17 protein-coding genes and 1 pseudogene are annotated in these 19,720 nt (G+C 55.1%); 7 read left to right on the top strand and 11 right to left on the bottom strand.

Annotated features, from left to right (window positions below; translation table 11 throughout):
* Positions 1–4: 4 nt before the first annotated feature.
* Genes FDX09_RS07535 through ybgI form a run of 6 tightly spaced genes read right to left on the bottom strand, consistent with a single transcriptional unit; the run spans position 5 to position 4,837 of the window.
* Positions 5–1,000, bottom strand: coding sequence for a DUF979 domain-containing protein (locus tag FDX09_RS07535; protein WP_038638872.1), 996 nt, complete (start codon positions 998–1,000; stop codon positions 5–7).
* Positions 997–1,719 carry a DUF969 domain-containing protein gene (locus tag FDX09_RS07530; protein ID WP_003831395.1) on the bottom strand — a complete coding sequence of 241 codons (723 nt, stop codon included), beginning with the start codon at positions 1,717–1,719 and terminating at the stop codon, positions 997–999. Before FDX09_RS07530 ends, FDX09_RS07535 begins: the two co-directional genes overlap by 4 nt.
* 52 nt (positions 1,720–1,771) lie before the next feature.
* Positions 1,772–2,506 (bottom strand): 5-oxoprolinase subunit PxpA, encoded by a 735-nt coding sequence (gene pxpA, locus FDX09_RS07525; protein ID WP_121528772.1) that lies wholly within the window; start codon positions 2,504–2,506, stop codon positions 1,772–1,774.
* Positions 2,496–3,428, bottom strand: coding sequence for a 5-oxoprolinase subunit PxpC (pxpC, locus tag FDX09_RS07520; protein WP_038638865.1), 933 nt, complete (start codon positions 3,426–3,428; stop codon positions 2,496–2,498). Before pxpC ends, pxpA begins: the two co-directional genes overlap by 11 nt.
* Positions 3,422–4,078: a 5-oxoprolinase subunit PxpB gene (gene pxpB, locus FDX09_RS07515; RefSeq protein WP_038638862.1), complete on the bottom strand. Its 657-nt coding sequence runs from the start codon at positions 4,076–4,078 to the stop codon at positions 3,422–3,424. The genes pxpC and pxpB overlap by 7 nt, the downstream gene beginning before the upstream one ends.
* 15 nt (positions 4,079–4,093) lie before the next feature.
* Positions 4,094–4,837, bottom strand: a complete 744-nt coding sequence (gene ybgI / locus FDX09_RS07510; RefSeq protein ID WP_016152273.1) for a radiation resistance protein YbgI — start codon at positions 4,835–4,837, stop codon at positions 4,094–4,096.
* Positions 4,838–5,126: 289 nt separating this feature from the next.
* Here ybgI and dtpD point away from each other — a divergent pair, with 289 nt between their 5' ends.
* A complete protein-coding gene (gene dtpD / locus FDX09_RS07505; RefSeq protein ID WP_137347002.1) occupies positions 5,127–6,608 on the top strand; it encodes a dipeptide permease DtpD in 1,482 nt (493 codons plus the stop codon).
* A gap of 50 nt (positions 6,609–6,658) precedes the next feature.
* On the opposite strand, the gene FDX09_RS07500 is transcribed toward dtpD, so the two are convergent.
* The 4 genes and pseudogenes from FDX09_RS07500 to FDX09_RS07485 form a co-directional block, all read right to left on the bottom strand.
* Complete coding sequence (locus FDX09_RS07500; protein ID WP_069323173.1) at positions 6,659–7,561, bottom strand: Rpn family recombination-promoting nuclease/putative transposase; 903 nt, start codon at positions 7,559–7,561, stop codon at positions 6,659–6,661.
* A gap of 161 nt (positions 7,562–7,722) precedes the next feature.
* Positions 7,723–9,141, bottom strand: a complete 1,419-nt coding sequence (gene phrB / locus FDX09_RS07495) for a deoxyribodipyrimidine photo-lyase (protein WP_137347001.1) — start codon at positions 9,139–9,141, stop codon at positions 7,723–7,725.
* 20 nt (positions 9,142–9,161) lie between these two features.
* A pseudogene (locus FDX09_RS07490) lies at positions 9,162–9,593 on the bottom strand (DUF523 and DUF1722 domain-containing protein).
* Positions 9,594–9,680: 87 nt separating this feature from the next.
* A complete protein-coding gene (locus tag FDX09_RS07485) occupies positions 9,681–9,887 on the bottom strand; it encodes a YbfA family protein (RefSeq protein ID WP_003022870.1) in 207 nt (68 codons plus the stop codon).
* Positions 9,888–10,195: 308 nt separating this feature from the next.
* Between FDX09_RS07485 and kdpF the strand changes: the two genes are divergently transcribed.
* Genes kdpF through kdpE form a run of 6 tightly spaced genes read left to right on the top strand, consistent with a single transcriptional unit; the run spans position 10,196 to position 17,977 of the window.
* A complete protein-coding gene (gene kdpF, locus FDX09_RS07480; protein WP_077949339.1) occupies positions 10,196–10,285 on the top strand; it encodes a K(+)-transporting ATPase subunit F in 90 nt (29 codons plus the stop codon).
* The gene (kdpA, locus tag FDX09_RS07475; RefSeq protein WP_137347000.1) at positions 10,285–11,964 is read left to right on the top strand and encodes a potassium-transporting ATPase subunit KdpA; all 1,680 of its coding nucleotides are present in this window, start codon (positions 10,285–10,287) and stop codon (positions 11,962–11,964) included. The genes kdpF and kdpA overlap by 1 nt, the downstream gene beginning before the upstream one ends.
* 20 nt (positions 11,965–11,984) lie before the next feature.
* Positions 11,985–14,033, top strand: coding sequence for a potassium-transporting ATPase subunit KdpB (gene kdpB, locus FDX09_RS07470; protein WP_085047503.1), 2,049 nt, complete (start codon positions 11,985–11,987; stop codon positions 14,031–14,033).
* Positions 14,034–14,041: 8 nt separating this feature from the next.
* Positions 14,042–14,608 (top strand): potassium-transporting ATPase subunit KdpC, encoded by a 567-nt coding sequence (kdpC, locus tag FDX09_RS07465; RefSeq protein ID WP_137346999.1) that lies wholly within the window; start codon positions 14,042–14,044, stop codon positions 14,606–14,608.
* Between the two features lie 10 nt (positions 14,609–14,618).
* Positions 14,619–17,303, top strand: coding sequence for a two-component system sensor histidine kinase KdpD (gene kdpD / locus FDX09_RS07460; RefSeq protein ID WP_137346998.1), 2,685 nt, complete (start codon positions 14,619–14,621; stop codon positions 17,301–17,303).
* Positions 17,300–17,977 carry a two-component system response regulator KdpE gene (gene kdpE, locus FDX09_RS07455; RefSeq protein ID WP_038638835.1) on the top strand — a complete coding sequence of 226 codons (678 nt, stop codon included), beginning with the start codon at positions 17,300–17,302 and terminating at the stop codon, positions 17,975–17,977. The genes kdpD and kdpE overlap by 4 nt, the downstream gene beginning before the upstream one ends.
* 95 nt (positions 17,978–18,072) lie before the next feature.
* On the opposite strand, the gene pgm is transcribed toward kdpE, so the two are convergent.
* On the bottom strand, positions 18,073–19,713 hold the full coding sequence (pgm, locus tag FDX09_RS07450; RefSeq protein ID WP_137346997.1) for a phosphoglucomutase (alpha-D-glucose-1,6-bisphosphate-dependent): 1,641 nt from the start codon (positions 19,711–19,713) through the stop codon (positions 18,073–18,075).
* Between the last annotated feature and the right edge of the window lie 7 nt (positions 19,714–19,720).

Raw genomic sequence — 19,720 nt, 5'->3', positions numbered from 1 at the left:
CTCCTTACAGGAACATCAGGAAATACATCAGAAAAACGTTAACCAACAGCAGCAGTATGCCGGTTGGCACCTGCGCTTTAATCACCGCGTTTTTGTCTGGTAGCTCCAGCAGCGCCGCAGGCACAATATTGAAGTTCGCCGCCATTGGCGTCATCAATGTTCCGCAATAGCCGGAGAACATACCAATCGCCGCCATCACCGCCGGGTTACCACCGTGTTGCAGTACGAGGATCGGAATACCGATTCCCGCGGTCACGATCGGGAAAGCGGCAAACGCATTGCCCATCACCATCGTCAACAAGGCCATACCAATGGTGTACACCGCCACCGCGATAAAACGGCTATCCACCGCCAGATATTCCTGGGTCAGATATGAAATGCCGCTGCCGACGCCCGCCGCAGTGAACAACAGTCCGAGCGTGGCCAGGATCTGCGGCAGGATGAATGCCCAACCGATGGAGTCCAGCAGTCGGCGCGCTTCCTGAATCGGCTGATGCACCCGCTCATGGGTCATTTTTATCGCCATCGCCAGACCAATCAACGAACCTGCGGTCATCGAAAAGAGCGTCACCAGCGTGGCATGATTACCCGGCCCAAACAGCGCATCCTGTAAACCCGGAATATGGTTGAACATCAGCACGCCGATAACGGTTACCACCGGGATCGCCAGCGCCGGAAAAAACAGGCGATTACCCAGACGACTGGCGCTCTCTTCGCGCTGTTGCTGCGTTCGTTGATGGTAGCTTCCCAGCTTTACGCCGCCGAAACCGGCGATCAGAGCCAGTATGACCACCGCGACGCCGACGGCAATATGCACCGCGCGTTTATCGCCAAACAGCGAGTATGTCCAGTCGCCAAGCAGAAAGAGAACGCCGTACAGGCCCCAAAACAGACCGGTGGTTAAGCGACGCGGGTTAGCCTTATCCCGCCAGGACATCAGCGCCACAATCAGTAATACCGCGCCTGCCAGCCAGTAGAGATAGCTTTGCTGAAAATTCATTTCGCTTCCCCTTTCGCTGCGGCATTCGCTTTCGCCACTTCACGCTGCAAATAGCTATCCAGCCGCCACAGACGCGTACCGTGGATCAGGAAGGCGCAAATTGCCGTCGGGATCCCCCACAGGGCGATATGCAGCGGTTCGGTCTGGATCCCGCCCGATTCCAGCATAAAATTGTGCATGAATATGATGGCACCGAAGGCAACAAAGATATCTTCACCGAAAAACAGCCCAACGTTATCAGTCGCGGCAGACATGGCGCGAAGACGATAACGAACCGCGCCCGGTATCTCACCGTGGTTTTTCTCGGCGGCCCCTTCCGCCATTGGCGCCAGCAGCGGACGCACCATCTGCGGATGTCCCCCCAGGCTGGTCAGTCCTAAGGCGGCGGTCGCTTCACGAATAAACAGATAGACAATAAGCAGACGGCCGCTGGTGGCGCTGCGGATTTTGGCAATCCACGCCTGAGCGCGCTCTTTGAGTCCGTGACGCTCCAGCAGACCAATAACCGCCAGGGGGATCAGCAGGATAAACGGCAGGTTGCGGGTGTTGAGAAATCCCTCACCCAGCTTTTCCAGAATGGTAGCGATTGGCATATGCGCCGCCAGTCCGGTGACGATCCCGGCAATAATGACCACCAATACCGGGTTAAAACGTAAAAGAAATCCGACCACAATGACGGCGATACCCGTCAATGGCCAGAGAGAAATGACCTCTCCCATAATTAAATCCCTTATGTTGTTGTGTAATATATTATTGTTTTGTATGAAAAAATTATGCGCTAATTTGAATATTGCATGCTTCGAATGCGCTGCGCAAGCGACGGGCAAAAGCGAGTGCGTGCTCGCCATCCCCATGAATGCATACCGTTTGGGCTATCACGTTCGCCCATGTTCCGCTCTGGCTTTTTACTCTACCGGATTGCACCATTTCTAGCGTTTGCGCCAGCGCCTGCTCTTCATCCTCAATCAATGCACCAGGCTGGCTACGCGGAACCAGACTGCCGTCAGCCTGGTAACGCCGATCGGCAAAAACCTCCTGACGCGTCACCAGGCCATAATGTTCCCCGGCGCGAATCAGTTCGCTTCCCGCCAGCCCCACCAGAACCAGCGAAGGATCGCAGGCATGCACCGCTTTCGCAATCGCGTTCGCCAACTGTGGATCTTTTGCCGCCTGGTTATAAAGCATACCGTGGGGTTTCACATGGCGCATCACGCCGCCTTCCGCGCGCGTAATGGCTGCCAGCGCGCCAATTTGATACAGCGTCTGCGCATAAACCGTTTCCACAGGCAGAGTCATGGCGCTACGGCCAAAATTCTCCCGATCCGGAAAGCTCGGATGTGCGCCTACCGCCACGCCATTTTTTAGCGCTTCACGCACGCTTAAAAGCATGGTTTGCGCATCACCGGCGTGAAATCCACAGGCGATATTAGCTGACGACACCAGTTGCAGCAGCGCTGCATCGTTAGCACAGCCCTCACCGAGGTCTGCGTTGAGATCAATTTTCATTATTAAGTCGCCATGTTAACTGTTGCAGATAACGCTGCTGATCGTGGCGCGCCTTAAGCGCTTCCTCCAGCGAACACTGCACAAAATGAATCGGCTGACCGAGCGGGATCTGCGCCAGATGGTACATATCCGCTTCGATGATACAGGCGATGCGCGGATAGCCGCCCGTCGTCTGGGCATCGTTCATTAGCACGATCGGTTGACCATTATGCGGAACCTGCACCACGCCGGGGAGTAAGCCATGTGACAGCAACTCGCGATCGGTCATACGCGTCAACGGCTGCCCCTGCAGGCGATAGCCCATCCGGTTGCTTTGCGGGCTAAGCTGCCACGGCGAACGCCAGAAAGACGCCTGCGAGACCTCGTCAAATTCCTGGTATTCAGGCCCGGGCAGCGCACGAATGTGGTTTCCCCACATCAGCTGTTTTACCCCCTGAGGTCCGCTGAATTGCCGGGTAGATGCCCCAATCGCCAGCCGATCGCCATCACGCAGCAGACGCCCCTCCAGCCCGCCAATGCCGACTTTAAGATCGGTGCTGCGCGAGCCCATGACTTCGGGAACATCAAATCCGCCCGCAACCGCCAGATAACTACGCATACCATGATGTGGACGTTTTAGCGTCAGTCGCTGTCCCGCTTTCACCGGCAGTCGCCACCCACTCCACACAGGAGCGCGATCCAGATGCGCTTCGCATCCGGCGCCGGTCAGGGCAAACCAACCATCAGCTTCAAATTCGACTACCAGTTGCCCCAGCGTGATTTCCAGCGCAGCGGCATTCGCATCATTTCCCACCAGCAGGTTAGCAACGTTTAACGCCGGTTTATCCAGCGCGCCGCAGTGGCTGATGCCGGATTGACGAAAATTGTGGCGTCCGCCGTCCTGGACCGAGGTGTACATGCCCGCACGAATGATGTTTAACATACCCCCTCCTTCTGCGGAACAAAACGCACGGTATCCCCAGCGCGCAACAGGATCGGCTCTTCTCGTTTTGGATCAAATAACGACACGGAGGTACGCCCAATCAATTGCCATCCGCCAGGCGTGGCAAGCGGATAGACCCCCGTTTGCGATCCACCAATACCTACAGAACCTGCCGGAACAAGCAGACGTGGTTCTGACCGTCTGGGGGTATGGAGTGGTTCAGGTAAGCTCCCCAGATAGGGGAACCCTGGCTGAAAACCAATAAACCACACCACATAGTCGACTGACGCATGAAGTTCAACAACCTGCTTGTCGCTTAATCCACTGTGCCGGGCGACCTCTGCCAGATCGGGGCCAAACTCACCGCCATAAGTCACGGGAATTTCAATAAAACGCGAATCCGGTTCCAGCGCTTCGCTCTCTTCCCACCAGCGCTGCAGGCGTTCAATCGCATCCAGCGCCAGCGTTTGTGGGTCACGCAAGATCACCGTGATATTGTTCATTCCTGGAATCGCTTCACGTACATTCGGTGCATCAACCAGACGCTGGGCCAGACGCCAGATACGTTTTTGAGTTGCCAGCGTAATGGGCGGTTCCAGTTCCAGAACTACCGCAGTCTCACCTAACAGATAACAACGCGCTCGCTGCACTTTGGTCCCTCTTTATTACGCTGGGTTAGGAATATCAATAAAAGTGACATCCAGATCGGTATTTTCATTCAGCCATTCGCTTAATGCGCGAATCCCGCCGCGTTCGGTCGCATGGTGACCGGCAGCATAAAAATGCAGCCCCTGTTCGCGGGCAGAGTGAATGGTTTGCTCTGAGACTTCACCGGTGATAAAGGCATCGACGCCAAACCGGGCTGCGCTATCAATGAAGCTTTGACCGCCCCCCGTACACCACGCGACGCGTTGCACCTTTTCCGGCCCGGTATCACCGCACCATAACGGTTTACGGCCCAGACGCGCTTCAATCCACGACGCCAGCTCTAGCCCCGGAACCGGCATAGAGAGTTCACCCCACGGTACCAGCGGCTCAATTTCCCCCATCACGGTAATCCCCAATAGCGCGGCAAGCTGCGCGTTATTACCCAGTTCCGGATGGGCATCCAGCGGCAGATGCCAGCCATACAGGTTGATATCATTTTCCAACAGCGTTTTCAGACGATGGCGTTTCATGCCGCGAATCACCGGAGATTCGCCTTTCCAGAAATAACCGTGATGAACGATGACCGCATCGGCCTGCAGGCGCACCGCCTCGTCCAGCAGCGCCTGGCTTGCGGTCACGCCGGTCACGATTTTATGCACCGTCTCTTTGCCCTCAACCTGCAAACCGTTCGGCGCATAGTCGCTAATGGCGGCGCTGTTCAGTTTGTCATTGATCAGTTGTTCCAGTTCGGTGTTTTTCATCATCGTCCTCGTTGTCATAAGTTCTGCTTGCCCAATCAGCAACACAGCTTAGGTTAAAATAGCGTCCTCGCCTACGTTCGTCGATAGTCATTTCACTGACACATTAAGAAACAATCACACCACTGTAGAACGTAATTTGCATACCACCACGCGATCTAATTCATGTATATTTATGCAATCAGACAGCATATTGCAAAAATAATCAGATCTGTATCAAAGTTACAACTTTAAGGAAACACGCCCGCACAGCACATTCAACCTGTTGCGAGACATTTACTTCGAGAAAACAATGAATAAACAAGCATCTCAACCGCGGGCGATTTATTACGTTGTCGCGCTACAAATTTGGGAATATTTCATTTTTTACGGTATGCGTGCGCTGCTGATTCTGTATCTCACTAACCAGCTTAAGTACGACGATAATCACGCCTACGAACTGTTCAGCGCCTACTGCTCGTTGGTCTACGTCACGCCCATTCTCGGAGGGTATCTGGCAGATAAAGTGCTCGGCAACCGGATGGCGGTGATGATCGGCGCATTTTTGATGGCGGTGGGGCATCTGGTGTTGGGCGCCAGCGAAATGGCCCCGGCATTCCTTTATTTATCGCTAGCGATTATCGTCTGTGGCTACGGTCTGTTTAAATCCAACGTCAGTTGCCTGCTGGGTGAACTGTATCAGCCTGAAGATCCCCGCCGCGACGGTGGGTTCTCTCTGCTCTACGCCGCCGGCAACATCGGCTCAATCATTGCCCCGATAGCCTGTGGCTATGTGCAGGAAGAGTACAGCTGGGCGATGGGGTTTGCGCTGGCCGCTATCGGCATGCTGGCAGGGCTGGTGATTTTCTTATGTGGTAATCGCCATTTCGCCCATACCACCGGCGTCAATAAGGCCGTCCTGCGCGCGAAAAAATACATGTTGCCGAACTGGGCCTGGTTGTTAGTTCTGCTGGTTGCCGCCCCACTGCTGATTACTGTCTTGTTCTGGAAAGAGTGGTCCGTGTACGCCCTGATCGTTGCTACTGTTATTGGTCTGGCGGTTCTGGCGAAGATTTACCGCCAGGCGCAAACCCAGAAGCAGCGCAAAGAGCTGGGACTCATCGTCACGCTGACCTTCTTTAGCCTGCTGTTCTGGGCCTTTGCTCAACAGGGCGGTAGCTCAATCAGCCTGTATATCGACCGCTTTGTTAATCGCGACATTATGGGGTATTCCGTACCCACCGCGATGTTCCAGTCGGTTAACGCCTTTGCGGTTATGCTGTGCGGTATCGTGCTGGCATGGGTGGTCAAAGAGAGCGCAGGCGGCAATCGCACCGTACGCATCTGGGGCAAATTTGCCCTTGGTCTCGGTTTAATGAGCGCCGGTTTTTGTATTCTGACCTTAAGTGCCCGCTGGTCCGCCGCTTACGGCCACTCTTCCATGCCGCTGATGGTATTGGGGCTGGCGGTCATGGGCTTTGCGGAACTGTTTATCGACCCGGTGGCAATGTCACAAATTACCCGCATTGAGATCCCCGGAGTAACCGGTGTATTAACCGGCATTTATATGCTGCTTTCCGGCGCAATCGCCAACTACCTGGCTGGGGTGATCGCCGACCAGACGTCACAAGGTTCGTTTGACGCTGCCGGCGCCATCAACTATTCCATCAATGCCTATATCGACGTCTTTAGCGAAATTACTTGGGGCGCACTGGCCTGTGTGGTACTGGTGCTGCTGATTTGGCTGTACCAGTCGCTGAAATTCAGAAACCGTGCGTTAGCGGTAGAGTCCTGAGTGTACAGGCCCGATGATGTGATAAGATTCGGGCCTGTTTTTTCAGGTAATTATGCATGAATTGCTGCGAGTTCCTCTTCAGTAAGACCTGTAACCAGTAGCACCATTGTGCGATCTATACCTTGCTCCAGCATGGTTTGCGCTATACGTAATGCGGCTTCTTGTTTACCCTGCTGTAACCCTTCCTGTAATCCATCTAACCGTAACCGCTCTGCAATAGTCATCAGCCTCTCCTTATGTTGGGGGATCCGTTGCGCTATCTCCTGCATAAATTCATTAAAACGAGATTCGTCGCCAGATTGTAGGATGTAATTAAACATCGCCTGTAATTGCGTGTCATTAGCGCATCCAGTAAGTAGCAGCGTGGCCAGTTGCTCTACCAGCCCCAGCAAATCCCGCTGACGGATATGTTTTTGCATTAATTCCAGCAGCGCCATTCGTCTGTGAGCCATGATCTCATCATCGGGTACCACCGTTATGTCTACCAACGGAAATGCGCTGGAATAAAGCTGTCTTGCCGCCACGGGGTCAGCAAAGGCATCCAGCCAGCACAATGAGTACGGATAGGGGCTTCGGCAGCCATGATAAAAGAGCATCGGTATCACCAGAGGCAGTTCCTTATGCCCTGCGTCCAGATGACGCTGCATCGCCGCCATCGCATAACGCAACAGACGAAAAGCCATATGCGGCTCAGCTGAACTTTGATGCTCTATCACCACATAGACATAACCGTCACCGTTGCGTGTGTGCAAAGACCAGAGCACGTCGGAGTAGCGCGAACGTAAATCCGCTTCAATAAAGCTTTCTGACTCCAGCTTCAGCGAATTCAAATCGCAAAGCATCCGCAGTTCAGCTGGCAGGTGAATGTCGAGAAAATCCCGCGCCGTTTCGGGATGATGTAAAAACGTTTTAAATACCGCGTCGTGCGGTGTGGAGGTTGTTGGCATTGTCATCAAGTTCCATCACCCGAATTAAGATGACGGAACTTTACTGCCAGATAAAAGCATCTGCATCAGGGCATTAACAACCTTGCGCGCACACTTCAGCGCTAAACGCGCCCAACTGCAACAAATTCATTTTGCTGGAAGGCATTACGCAGAAATCCACCCTGCCTTTACCCTTTTCGCGCCGCCTCATATGCCGCCAGCGTAGCCAGTCTGGCGTGCTTATGATCGACAATCGGGCGAGGATAGTTGAGCGTCACCTGCGCTTTTTCCGCCCACGACCACGGCTCATGGATGGCTTTACCCGGCACATCGCGCAATTCCGGCAGCCACTGGCGGATAAACTCACCGTCACGGTCAAATTTTTCGCCCTGCGTCGTGGGGTTAAATATGCGGAAATACGGTGCGGCATCGGTTCCGGTGGATGCGGCCCACTGCCAGCCACCGTTATTGGCCGCCAGGTCGCCATCGATCAATTGCGACATGAAATACTGCTCCCCTTTACGCCAGTCGATCAGCAGGTCTTTTACTAAAAAACTGGCCGTAATCATGCGTAAACGATTATGCATCCAGCCCGTGGCGTTGAGCTGACGCATCGCCGCATCCACAATCGGGTAACCCGTTTGACCCGTTTGCCAGGCCTGCAAATGCGTCGGGTTATTCTGCCATTGCACGCGATCGGTCCAGCGGATAAAGGGTTGATACCGACACAGCGCCGGATGATACGTCATCAGATGACGATAAAATTCACGCCAGATAAGCTCGTTCAGCCAGACGCTGCCCGCCCCGCCCTCAAGCGCCTGCGGCTGCTCTGCGAGCAGTCGATTCAGGCATTGGCGCGGCGATAACCCGCCTGTCGCCAGGCTTGCGGATAATCGACTGGTCCCGTCAATCGCGGGAAAATCACGCTGCTGTTCGTATTTTCCCGCAGCCTGCTGGCAAAACTGGCGTAATTGCGCGATGGCCAATTTTTCATCTGCCACAAACCTTTGGGCATCAAAATCTTGCTGCGGATAGCTCAGCGTTATTGATGTTAACGGTGCGTCAAGAACGCCGCTTTCTCTCATTTTCGGCGCGCTCACACATTCTGGAATACCGTCTTTAATCCGCTTCAGCCAGGCATTTTTAAACGGCGTGAACACTTTATACATCTCATGATTGCCGGTCATCACTGCTCCAGGAGGCAGGATCACGCTGTCATCAAACCCTTCGCACACCACCTGGGGTAATGATTTCTCTACGTTTGCATCACGCTGTCGTTCGTTTATTTCATATTGATAGTTATAAAATAATCGACTGACGTCATGCTGCAGGCAGACACGTTTGACGGTGTCCACGCTGGCCGCAAAATCAGCCACTTCATGAAACAGTAAAGGGATGCCTTTTTCTGCCAGCGCCGTTTGTAACGCATTCAACTGCGCGTTGACAAATGCCACCTGACGCGGGGCCATATCGTGGGCCTTCCACTGCCCGGGGGTAGATATATATAACGCCAGCACCTGCGCAGAACGATCCCGACAAGCCGCCGCCAGCGCGAGGTTGTCGTGCAGACGTAAATCACGCCGAAACCAGACCAAATGGGTGGTCATAACACTCCTGAAGAAAAAAATTAACGCCCGTAGCGCAAACGCAGAGCCTCTGGCCAGGGATTGAAATAGCGCTGCCCGGAGAGATAAGCATCCGGGTATTCCGCCATATAGTGTTTGAGTAATGTTATTGGCGCAAGCAGCGGTTGAGTCGCTCGTCGATAACCGTCAATGAGAGAGGCCAGCTCTTGTCGCTGACGAGAATTTAATTGCGTACGAAAATACCCCTCGCGCTTATCACTAAAACGCAGGGAGACAGCCTCGCCCTCTTTGACCAGATGCAGCGCAGGTCGTGGGACCGGTAACCCGATCCCCATTTAAGGGCATACGGGTTCAAACGCGACCCACGGCGACAGTTCTTCTACAGCAAAGGCCAGGCGCTTATGCCCACCATCATAGCGAACCGCTTCCCCCAACAGACAGGCACTGATACCAACAGGGATTTTCTCGCTCATGATCGCTCCTTTTCATTCCTGAGATAAGTGTAGCTATCATGAGCAAAAAAGCCGCTGATATCAGCGGCTTTTAGGATTCATTAATTATCAGTAGAAATCGCAGGTGGCTTTTTCAGCCTGCTCCATCCACACCGGCTTATCACTGGTTTTAGACCAGACGCGATGCAGGTAGCTGTAAAAACGGGCACGGTCTTTCCAGAACAGCATGACCGGCAGCGCCAGTACGCCCGCCACTACGGCAAAGGTACGGCGTAAGAAAACAATGTGTGCTGGATATTCTTTATAAAAGTCCATAATCCTCTCCCATATAACTGTTCGGTGAATCGCACCGGAAAAATAAAGTTGGTTAACTGATGAAAATAATACCGCCTTGTGTGTAATTTTACTACTCATCCGACCACTTATTTTTATCTATTTATGCCCCGTTTAGCTTAAAACCGTAATTAAGTTACATAAAAGTTAAATTAATACTAACCATTAGTTAAATAATGGTCTTTGCCATTTTTATACTTTTTTTACACCCCGCCCGCCGATTTTTGCGAAATCTTTGCAAGCAAAAACCTACGCTCTGGTTATCACATTTATGCCACTGGAGGTGCACTGTGAGTGCAGGCGTGATAACCGGCATTGGGCTGGTCTTTTTATTATTAGGTTACCTTGTGTATGCCCTGATTAATGCGGAGGCGTTCTGATGGCGGCTCAAGGTTTTTTACTCATTGCCAGTTTCTTGCTGGTGCTGTTTGTCATCGCCAGACCGCTGGGGTTTGGACTGGCCCGACTCATCAATAATACGTCCCTACCGGGCCTCGCTGGCGTGGAGAGTGTGCTCTGGCGTGGTCTGGGCATTTCGCAACAGGAGATGAACTGGCGGCAGTATCTGCTGGCAATCCTCGCGCTCAATGTACTGGGCCTGCTGGTCCTGTTTTCGATGCTGATGGCGCAAAACCTGCTGCCGCTGAATCCTCAGCAGCTTCCAGGACTTTCATGGCATCTGGCGCTCAACACGGCGGTGAGTTTTGTCACCAATACCAACTGGCAATCTTATGCCGGTGAAACCACTTTAAGCTACTTCAGCCAGATGGCTGGGTTGACCGTGCAGAACTTCCTGTCCGCGGCGACCGGAATTGCGGTGATTTTTGCCCTGACGCGTGCCTTTACGCGCCAGAGCCTGGATACGCTGGGTAATGCCTGGGTCGATCTGGTTCGTATTACGCTGTGGATCCTCCTGCCGATTGCGCTGCTCATCGCCCTGTTTTTTATTCAACAAGGCGCGCTGCAAAACGTATTGCCCTATCAGCCCATCACGACGCTTGAAGGGGTGAAACAGTTGCTGCCGATGGGACCTGTCGCTTCGCAGGAAGCGATTAAGATGCTCGGCACCAACGGGGGCGGTTTCTTTAACGCTAACTCAGCACATCCGTTTGAAAACCCAACCGCGCTGACCAACCTGGTACAGATGCTGGCTATTTTCTTAATTCCTACCGCGCTGTGTTTTGCATTTGGCGATGTGGTGGGCGATCGTCGTCAGGGCCGGACCCTGTTATGGGCCATGTCGCTCATTTTTGTCATCTGCGTAGCCGTCGTGATGTGGGCCGAAATTCAGGGCAACCCGCATCTGATGCAGTTAGGTGCAGATAGCAATATCAACATGGAGGGCAAAGAGAGCCGCTTTGGCGTACTGGTCAGCAGTCTGTTTGCGGTCGTCACAACGGCGGCATCCTGTGGCGCAGTGATTGCGATGCATGACTCTTTTACCGCACTCGGTGGAATGGTGCCGATGTGGCTGATGCAAATTGGCGAAGTGGTCTTCGGCGGTGTGGGTTCAGGTCTGTACGGCATGCTGCTGTTCGTATTGCTGGCTGTGTTCATCGCCGGGCTGATGATTGGCCGAACACCGGAATACCTGGGTAAGAAAATCGACGTGCGCGAAATGAAAATGACCGCGCTGGCGATTCTGGTCACCCCTGCGCTGGTCCTGCTTGGCACAGCAATAGCAATGATGACCGATGCCGGGCGCAGCGCCATGCTCAACCCGGGTCCACATGGGTTTAGTGAAGTGCTGTATGCCGTGTCGTCTGCTGCGAACAACAACGGTAGCGCCTTTGCCGGATTAAGCGCCAATAGCCCGTTCTGGAACTGCCTGCTGGCGCTGTGCATGTTCTTTGGTCGCTTCGGCGTGATCGTACCCGTGATGGCTATTGCCGGGTCGCTGGTCAGTAAAAAGATCCAGCCTGCCAGCCCTGGCACGCTACCCACCCACGGCGCGCTGTTTGTCGGGTTGTTAATCGGTACGGTGTTACTGGTTGGCGCTCTCACCTTTGTTCCTGCCCTGGCCCTTGGCCCGGTCGCAGAATACCTGTCATTACACTGAGTGATGCGGAGCACATTACTATGAGTCGCAAGCAACTGGCGCTGTTCGAACCTTCTCTGGTCGCACAGGCGCTGATGGATGCCGTGAAAAAATTAAGCCCACATACCCAATGGCGTAATCCGGTGATGTTTCTCGTCTGGCTGGGCAGCCTGTTGACCACGCTGTTAACGCTGGCGATGGCAACAGGTTATATGCCTGGCAATCCGTGGTTTACCGGCGCGATTAGTCTGTGGCTGTGGGTTACCGTCCTGTTCGCTAACTTTGCCGAAGCGCTGGCTGAGGGGCGCAGTAAAGCACAGGCGAACAGTCTGAAAGGGGTGAAAAAAACCGCCTTTGCACGCAAACTTCGCGAACCAAAATACGGCTCGGCCATGGATCACGTCCCTGCCGATGATCTCCGTAAAGGCGATATTGTGCTGGTGGAAGCTGGCGATATTATCCCGTGTGACGGCGAGGTGATAGAAGGTGGCGCATCGGTAGACGAAAGCGCGATTACCGGTGAGTCTGCGCCGGTCATTCGTGAATCCGGTGGCGATTTTGCCTCGGTCACCGGCGGGACTCGCATCCTCTCCGACTGGCTGGTGATTGAATGCAGCGTAAACCCCGGCGAAACATTCCTCGACCGGATGATCGCCATGGTCGAAGGTGCGCAGCGGCGTAAAACCCCCAATGAAATCGCCCTGACGATCCTGCTGATTGCCCTGACTATCGTCTTTCTGTTAGCGACCGCCACGCTATGGCCGTTTTCCGCCTGGGGCGGCAGCGCGGTCAGCGTCACGGTACTGGTTGCCCTGCTCGTTTGTCTGATCCCCACCACCATCGGCGGTCTGCTTTCTGCCATTGGCGTGGCCGGGATGAGCCGTATGCTGGGCGCGAACGTCATTGCCACCAGCGGACGTGCGGTCGAAGCCGCGGGTGACGTGGACGTCCTGCTGCTGGATAAAACCGGCACTATTACGCTGGGTAACCGTCAGGCTTCAGATTTTCTGCCTGCCCAGGGCGTGGACGAAAAAACGCTGGCCGATGCCGCACAGCTTTCATCGCTGGCCGATGAAACACCGGAAGGCCGCAGCATCGTTATTCTGGCAAAACAGCGCTTTAATCTGCGTATTCGCGACGTGCAATCGCTGCACGCGACCTTTGTGCCGTTTACCGCGCAAAGCCGGATGAGCGGTATCAACATCGACAACCGTATGATCCGCAAAGGTTCGGTCGATGCCATTCGTCGTCACGTTGAAGCCAACGGCGGTCACTTCCCCGCCGATGTCGAGCAGAAGGTCGACAACGTCGCTCGCCTTGGCGCTACGCCGCTGGTGGTAGCCGAAGGCTCCCGCGTACTGGGCGTGATAGCCCTGAAAGATATTGTGAAAGGCGGGATCAAAGAACGTTTTGCCCAACTGCGCAAAATGGGGATCAAAACGGTGATGATAACCGGCGATAACCGCCTGACCGCCGCCGCGATCGCCGCAGAAGCCGGGGTGGATGATTTCTTAGCGGAGGCCACGCCGGAAGCCAAGCTGGCGCTGATTCGTCAGTATCAGGCGGAAGGCCGTCTGGTGGCGATGACCGGCGACGGAACCAACGACGCCCCGGCACTGGCGCAGGCGGATGTCGCGGTCGCCATGAACTCCGGGACCCAGGCGGCGAAGGAAGCTGGCAACATGGTGGATCTCGATTCCAACCCCACCAAACTGATTGAAGTGGTGCACATTGGGAAACAGATGCTGATGACGCGCGGCTCGCTGACCACCTTCAGTATCGCCAATGACGTGGCAAAGTATTTCGCCATTATCCCGGCCGCGTTCGCCGCCACCTATCCGCAGCTCAATGCGCTTAACGTCATGGGACTGCATTCGCCGGATTCAGCGATCCTCAGCGCGGTTATCTTTAATGCGCTAATCATCGTTTTTCTGATCCCACTGGCGCTTAAAGGCGTGAGCTACAAGCCGTTATCCGCATCTGCAATGTTGCGTCGTAATTTGTGGATCTACGGTCTGGGCGGTCTGGTGGTGCCATTTATTGGTATTAAAGCGATTGATTTACTGCTGACCCTGTTGGGTCTGGTGTGAGGTTTCAGATGAGTGGATTACGTCCTGCATTATCAACATTGATTTTCCTGATGCTTATTACCGGCGGGGCTTACCCGCTGCTGACCACCGCGCTGGGGCAGTGGTGGTTTCCCCACCAGGCTAACGGCTCGTTGATCCGCGAAGATCAGGTTGTTCGCGGCTCTGAGCTTATTGGGCAACATTTTACCGCCGCCGGTTATTTTCAGGGGCGTCCGTCTGCGACGGCGGAAATGCCCTATAATCCCATGGCTTCTGGTGGCAGTAACCTGGCCGTCAGCAACCCGGAACTGGATAAACAGTTGCAAAGCCGGATTGCCGCGCTGCGTGCAGCCAATCCACAGGCTAATCCTGCCGTTCCGCTAGAACTGGTAACCGCGTCGGCCAGCGGGCTGGATAACAACCTGTCGCCCGCCGCGGTGGCCTGGCAAATTCCTCGCGTGGCGCAGGCCCGCAACCTCAGCGTTGAAGAGGTGTCGCGCCTGGTTGCACAATACACGCAAAAGCCGCTGGTCAGTTTTATCGGCCAGCCGGTGGTGAACCTGGTGGAACTTAATTTAGCGCTGGATAAGCACTGAGAAAAAGGACATGCATAGCGAACCCTTACGTCCCGATCCCGATCGCCTGTTGGAGCAGACCACCGCGCCACACCGCGGAAAACTAAAAATATTCTTCGGTGCCTGCGCAGGCGTCGGGAAAACCTGGGCCATGCTAACGGAAGCCCAGCGGCTGCGGGCGCAGGGGTTAGATGTGCTGATTGGCGTGGTGGAAACCCACGGACGCAAAGAGACCGCCGCGCTGCTGGACGGTCTCAGTATCCTGCCGCTAAAGCGACACGCGCGTCATGGTCGCCACATCAGCGAGTTCGATCTTGATGCCGCGCTGGCCCGCCGTCCGGCGCTCATTTTAATGGATGAACTGGCGCACAGTAATGCCCCAGGCTCACGCCATCCAAAGCGCTGGCAGGATATTGAAGAGTTGCTGGAAGCCGGTATCGACGTCTTTACCACCGTTAACGTCCAGCATCTGGAAAGTCTCAATGATGTGGTCAGCGGCGTCACTGGTATTCAGGTGCGCGAAACCGTCCCTGATCCTTTCTTCGATGCCGCTGACGATGTGGTGCTGGTCGATCTTCCCCCCGATGATTTGCGCCAGCGCCTGAACGAAGGCAAGGTCTATATCGCTGGTCAGGCGGAAAGAGCCATCGAGCATTTCTTTCGCAAAGGTAATTTGATCGCGCTGCGCGAGCTGGCCTTGCGCCGTACGGCCGATCGGGTGGACGATCAAATGCGCGCCTGGCGCGGGCGTCCAGGGGAAGAAAAAGTCTGGCATACCCGCGACGCCGTTTTGCTGTGCATTGGGCACAACACCGGCAGCGAAAAACTGGTGCGCGCCGCCGCGCGACTGGCGGCGCGTCTCGGCAGCGTCTGGCATGCGGTGTATGTCGAAACGCCGGCGCTGCACCGACTCCCCGAAAAACAGCGGCGCGCGATCTTAAGCGCACTGCGATTAGCCCAGGAGCTGGGCGCGGAAACCGCCACGCTTTCCGATCCTGCTGAAGATAAAGCGGTAATCCGCTACGCCCGCGAGCATAATCTGGGAAAAATTGTGCTCGGGCGTCCGACAACGCGTCGCTGGTGGCGCAGCGATTCCTTTGCCGACAAACTGGCCCATCGCGCACCGGATCTCGATCTGATGATTGTCGCGCTGGACGAACCGCCTTCACGCCCGACGCTACCCACTACGGATAACCGCACCTTTAAAGATAAATGGCGGGTACAAATTCAGGGTTGTGTGGTTGCCGTCGCGCTATGCGCCATCATTACGCTGATCGCGATGCAGTGGCTGATGGCTTTTGATGCCGCTAACCTGGTAATGCTCTATTTACTGGGTGTGGTGGTTATCGCCCTCTTCTACGGACGCTGGCCATCCGTACTGGCAACCTTTATTAACGTCGCCAGCTTCGATCTCTTCTTTATTGCCCCACGTGGGACGCTGGCCGTTTCCGACGTCCAATATCTGCTTACCTTTGCCGTAATGCTAACGGTCGGGCTGGTTATCGGTAATCTGACCGCCGGCGTCCGTTATCAGGCGCGGGTGGCGCGCTATCGGGAACAGCGTACGCGTCATCTGTATGAGATGTCGAAAGCGTTAGCCGTTGGACGGAGCCAGCAGGACATCGCCGCGACCAGCGAACAGTTTATCGCCTCAACGTTTCAGGCCCGCAGTCAGGTTTTATTACCTGATGAACACGGTAAGCTGGCTCCCCTCACCCATCAACAGGGCATGACGCCATGGGACGATGCCATTGCCCAATGGAGTTTTGACAAAGGGCAACCGGCTGGCGCGGGCACGGATACCTTACCGGGCGTACCGTACCAAATCTTACCGCTAAAAAGCGCCGATAAAACGCATGGGCTACTGGTAGTGGAACCGGGAAATCTGCGTCAGTTGATGATTCCCGAGCAGCAGCGCCTGCTGGAAACCTTTACCCTGTTGGTCGCCAGTGCGCTGGAACGTCTGACCCTGACCGCCAGCGAAGAGCAGGCCCGGTTTGCCAGTGAACGCGAAAGTATTCGCAATGCGCTGCTTGCCGCCCTGTCCCACGATTTGCGCACGCCGCTGACGGTGCTGTTCGGTCAGGCAGAGATTTTAACGCTGGATCTGGCCAGTGAAGGTTCGCCGCATGCGCGCCAGGCCAGTGAGATTCGCCAGCACGTGCTGAATACCACCCGACTGGTTAATAATCTGTTGGATATGGCGCGAATTCAGTCTGGCGGCTTTAATCTTAAGAAGGAGTGGTTAACGCTGGAAGAGGTGGTGGGCAGCGCCCTGCAGATGCTGGAGCCAGGACTCTCTGCTCCGATTAACCTGTCGTTACCCGAACCGTTGACGCTGATCCATGTCGATGGCCCGCTTTTTGAACGGGTGTTGATCAACCTGCTGGAGAACGCCGTAAAATACGCGGGTCCGCAGGCACAAATCGGCATTGACGCCAGCGTTGATGGCGAGCACCTGCTACTGGACGTCTGGGATAATGGACCGGGTATTCCGTCGGGTATGGAACAGCGCGTTTTTGACAAATTTTCCAGAGGAAACAAAGAGTCATCGGTACCCGGCGTGGGGTTGGGACTGGCCATTTGTCAGGCGATTGTGGACGTGCACGGCGGTACCATTTCCGCCCATAATCGTGCCCAGGGGGGGGCATGTTTCCGTGTTACACTACCCCAGGAGATCCCCCCTGAACTTGAAGATTTTCATGAGGATATGTGACAAACGTACTGATTGTTGAAGATGAACAGGCCATTCGCCGCTTTCTGCGCACTGCGCTGGAAGCCGATGGTCTGCGTGTATATGAAGCGGAAACGCTACAACGTGGTTTGCTGGAAGCCGCCACGCGAAAACCCGATCTCATCATTCTCGATCTCGGCCTGCCAGACGGCGACGGCATTGATTTTATTCGCGACCTGCGGCAATGGAGCGCAATCCCGGTAATTGTGCTTTCAGCCCGCAGCGAAGAGAGCGATAAAATCGCCGCGCTGGATGCCGGCGCCGATGACTATCTCAGTAAACCCTTCGGTATTGGCGAGCTACAGGCGCGATTGCGCGTGGCATTGCGTCGCCACGCCAGCGGCGCGTCTCCCGAACCGGTGGTGCATTTTTCCAACGTAAAAGTGGATATCGCCGCCCGCCTCGTACACCGTGGTGACGAGGAAATCCATCTGACGCCGATTGAGTTTCGCCTGTTAGCGGTACTGCTGAATAATGCCGGGAAGGTACTGACGCAACGCCAGCTGTTGAACCAGGTCTGGGGGCCGAACGCCGTTGAGCACAGCCATTATCTGCGAATTTATATGGGACACCTGCGCCAGAAACTGGAGCGGGACCCGGCTCGTCCACGTCATTTTCTGACCGAAACCGGGATTGGCTATCGGTTTATGCCGTAAGTCTAGTCGAATAAAAAAGCCGGATCAGCATACATGCTATCCGGCTTTTGTATTCATGCCGGATGGTGACGTTAGCGTCTTATCCGGCCTGGGGTTTACGCGTTTTTCAACACTTCGCTGACGATCTCAACCGCTTCTTTTTCGATCTGTTTGCGGTGTTCTTCGCCGAGGAAGCTTTCGCAATAGATCTTGTAAGCGTCTTCTGTGCCTGACGGACGCGCGGCAAACCAGCCGTTGTCAGTCATCACTTTCAGACCGCCAATGGAAGCACCATTGCCAGGTGCCGCGGTCAGACGTGCGGTGATCGGGTCGCCCGCCAGCGTGCTGGCGCTTACCATTTCCGGAGACAGCTTAGACAGCGCCGCTTTCTGCGCGGAGGTCGCGCTCGCCTGCAAACGATTGTAGCTCGGCGCGCCGAAGCGAGCAGCCAGTTCGTTGTAGTGTTCTTGCGGGTTCTTACCGGTCACAGCGGTAATTTCTGCCGCCAGCAGGCACATGATGATGCCGTCTTTGTCGGTCGACCACGGTGTACCGTCGAAACGCAGGAAAGAAGCGCCCGCGCTCTCTTCACCACCAAAGCCAAAGCTGCCATCGAACAGACCGTCAACAAACCATTTAAAACCGACCGGCACTTCCACCAGCTTACGACCCAAATCGTTGACCACGCGGTCAATCATTGCCGAGGAAACCAGCGTCTTACCGACGGCAACATCTTTGCCCCACTGCGGACGATGCTGGAACAGATAGTTGATCGCCACCGCCAGGTAGTGGTTCGGGTTCATCAGCCCCGCCGGGGTGACGATACCGTGACGGTCATAGTCCGGATCGTTGGCAAAGGCCAGATCGAACTTGTCACGCAGCGCCAGCAGACCCGCCATCGCGCACTCGGAGGAGCAGTCCATACGGATTGCGCCGTCTTTATCGAGATGCATAAAGCGGAAAGTCTGATCAACGTGGTCGTTAACGATAGTCAGGTTCAGGTTGTAGTGCTTCGCAATACGCTTCCAGTATTCGATACCGGAACCGCCCAACGGATCAACACCCAGCGTCAGACCCGCTTTCTGGATCGCCGCCATGTCGACGATATCCGCCAGTCCTTCCACAAACGGTTGAACCAGGTCCTGCTCTTTCACATGACCCGATGCCAGCGCCGCGTCCAGCGACATACGCTTCACGCCTTGCAGACCGTCAGCCAGCAACGCATTAGCCCTGTCTTCCACCACTTTGGTGACGTTGGTATCTGCCGGACCACCGTTTGGCGGGTTGTATTTAATGCCACCATCTTCCGGCGGGTTGTGGGACGGCGTGATCACAATGCCATCAGCCAGCGGGCCGCCTTTTTTGTTGTGGACCAGGATGGCATTCGACACGGCAGGGGTTGGCGTAAAGCCGTTGTTTTCCTGCACGATGACATCAACGCCATTCGCCGACAGCACTTCCAGCACAGAGATAAAAGCCGGTTCAGACAGCGCGTGGGTATCCTTGCCCACAAAGCACGGGCCAGTAATCCCGTTTTTCGCACGTTCTTCAGCAATCGCCTGGGCGATAGCCAGAATATGCGGCTCGTTAAAACTATGACGACCTGCACTGCCGCGATGCCCGGACGTACCGAACTTGACGGCGTGCTCAGCGTTCCCTGCCGTTGGTTTCAGTACATAGTACTGTGCCGTCAGTTGGGCGACGTTAATCAAATCACTCTGTTGCGCAGGTTGACCTGCACGGTTGTGGATTGCCATTGCCTGG

The sequence above is a fragment of the Citrobacter sp. wls717 genome (assembly GCF_005280955.1).
GTDB lineage: Bacteria > Pseudomonadota > Gammaproteobacteria > Enterobacterales > Enterobacteriaceae > Citrobacter > Citrobacter werkmanii.
The sequence above is the reverse complement of the archived record's forward strand: the minus strand, read 5'-3'. Positions and strand labels throughout refer to the sequence as shown.

What these genes read in the sequence shown, in the direction of transcription:
- kdpC (WP_137346999.1), top strand. Translation starts at nt 14,042, where the DNA reads ATGAGTGGATTACGTCCTGCATTATCAACATTGATTTTCCTGATGCTT.
- kdpD (WP_137346998.1), top strand. Translation starts at nt 14,619, where the DNA reads ATGCATAGCGAACCCTTACGTCCCGATCCCGATCGCCTGTTGGAGCAG.
- kdpB (WP_085047503.1), top strand. Translation starts at nt 11,985, where the DNA reads ATGAGTCGCAAGCAACTGGCGCTGTTCGAACCTTCTCTGGTCGCACAG.
- phrB (WP_137347001.1), bottom strand. Translation starts at nt 9,141, where the DNA reads ATGACCACCCATTTGGTCTGGTTTCGGCGTGATTTACGTCTGCACGAC.
- kdpA (WP_137347000.1), top strand. Translation starts at nt 10,285, where the DNA reads ATGGCGGCTCAAGGTTTTTTACTCATTGCCAGTTTCTTGCTGGTGCTG.
- FDX09_RS07535 (WP_038638872.1), bottom strand. Translation starts at nt 1,000, where the DNA reads ATGAATTTTCAGCAAAGCTATCTCTACTGGCTGGCAGGCGCGGTATTA.
- pxpC (WP_038638865.1), bottom strand. Translation starts at nt 3,428, where the DNA reads ATGTTAAACATCATTCGTGCGGGCATGTACACCTCGGTCCAGGACGGC.
- dtpD (WP_137347002.1), top strand. Translation starts at nt 5,127, where the DNA reads ATGAATAAACAAGCATCTCAACCGCGGGCGATTTATTACGTTGTCGCG.
- ybgI (WP_016152273.1), bottom strand. Translation starts at nt 4,837, where the DNA reads ATGAAAAACACCGAACTGGAACAACTGATCAATGACAAACTGAACAGC.
- FDX09_RS07485 (WP_003022870.1), bottom strand. Translation starts at nt 9,887, where the DNA reads ATGGACTTTTATAAAGAATATCCAGCACACATTGTTTTCTTACGCCGT.
- FDX09_RS07530 (WP_003831395.1), bottom strand. Translation starts at nt 1,719, where the DNA reads ATGGGAGAGGTCATTTCTCTCTGGCCATTGACGGGTATCGCCGTCATT.
- pgm (WP_137346997.1), bottom strand. Translation starts at nt 19,713, where the DNA reads ATGGCAATCCACAACCGTGCAGGTCAACCTGCGCAACAGAGTGATTTG.
- FDX09_RS07500 (WP_069323173.1), bottom strand. Translation starts at nt 7,561, where the DNA reads ATGACAATGCCAACAACCTCCACACCGCACGACGCGGTATTTAAAACG.
- pxpA (WP_121528772.1), bottom strand. Translation starts at nt 2,506, where the DNA reads ATGAAAATTGATCTCAACGCAGACCTCGGTGAGGGCTGTGCTAACGAT.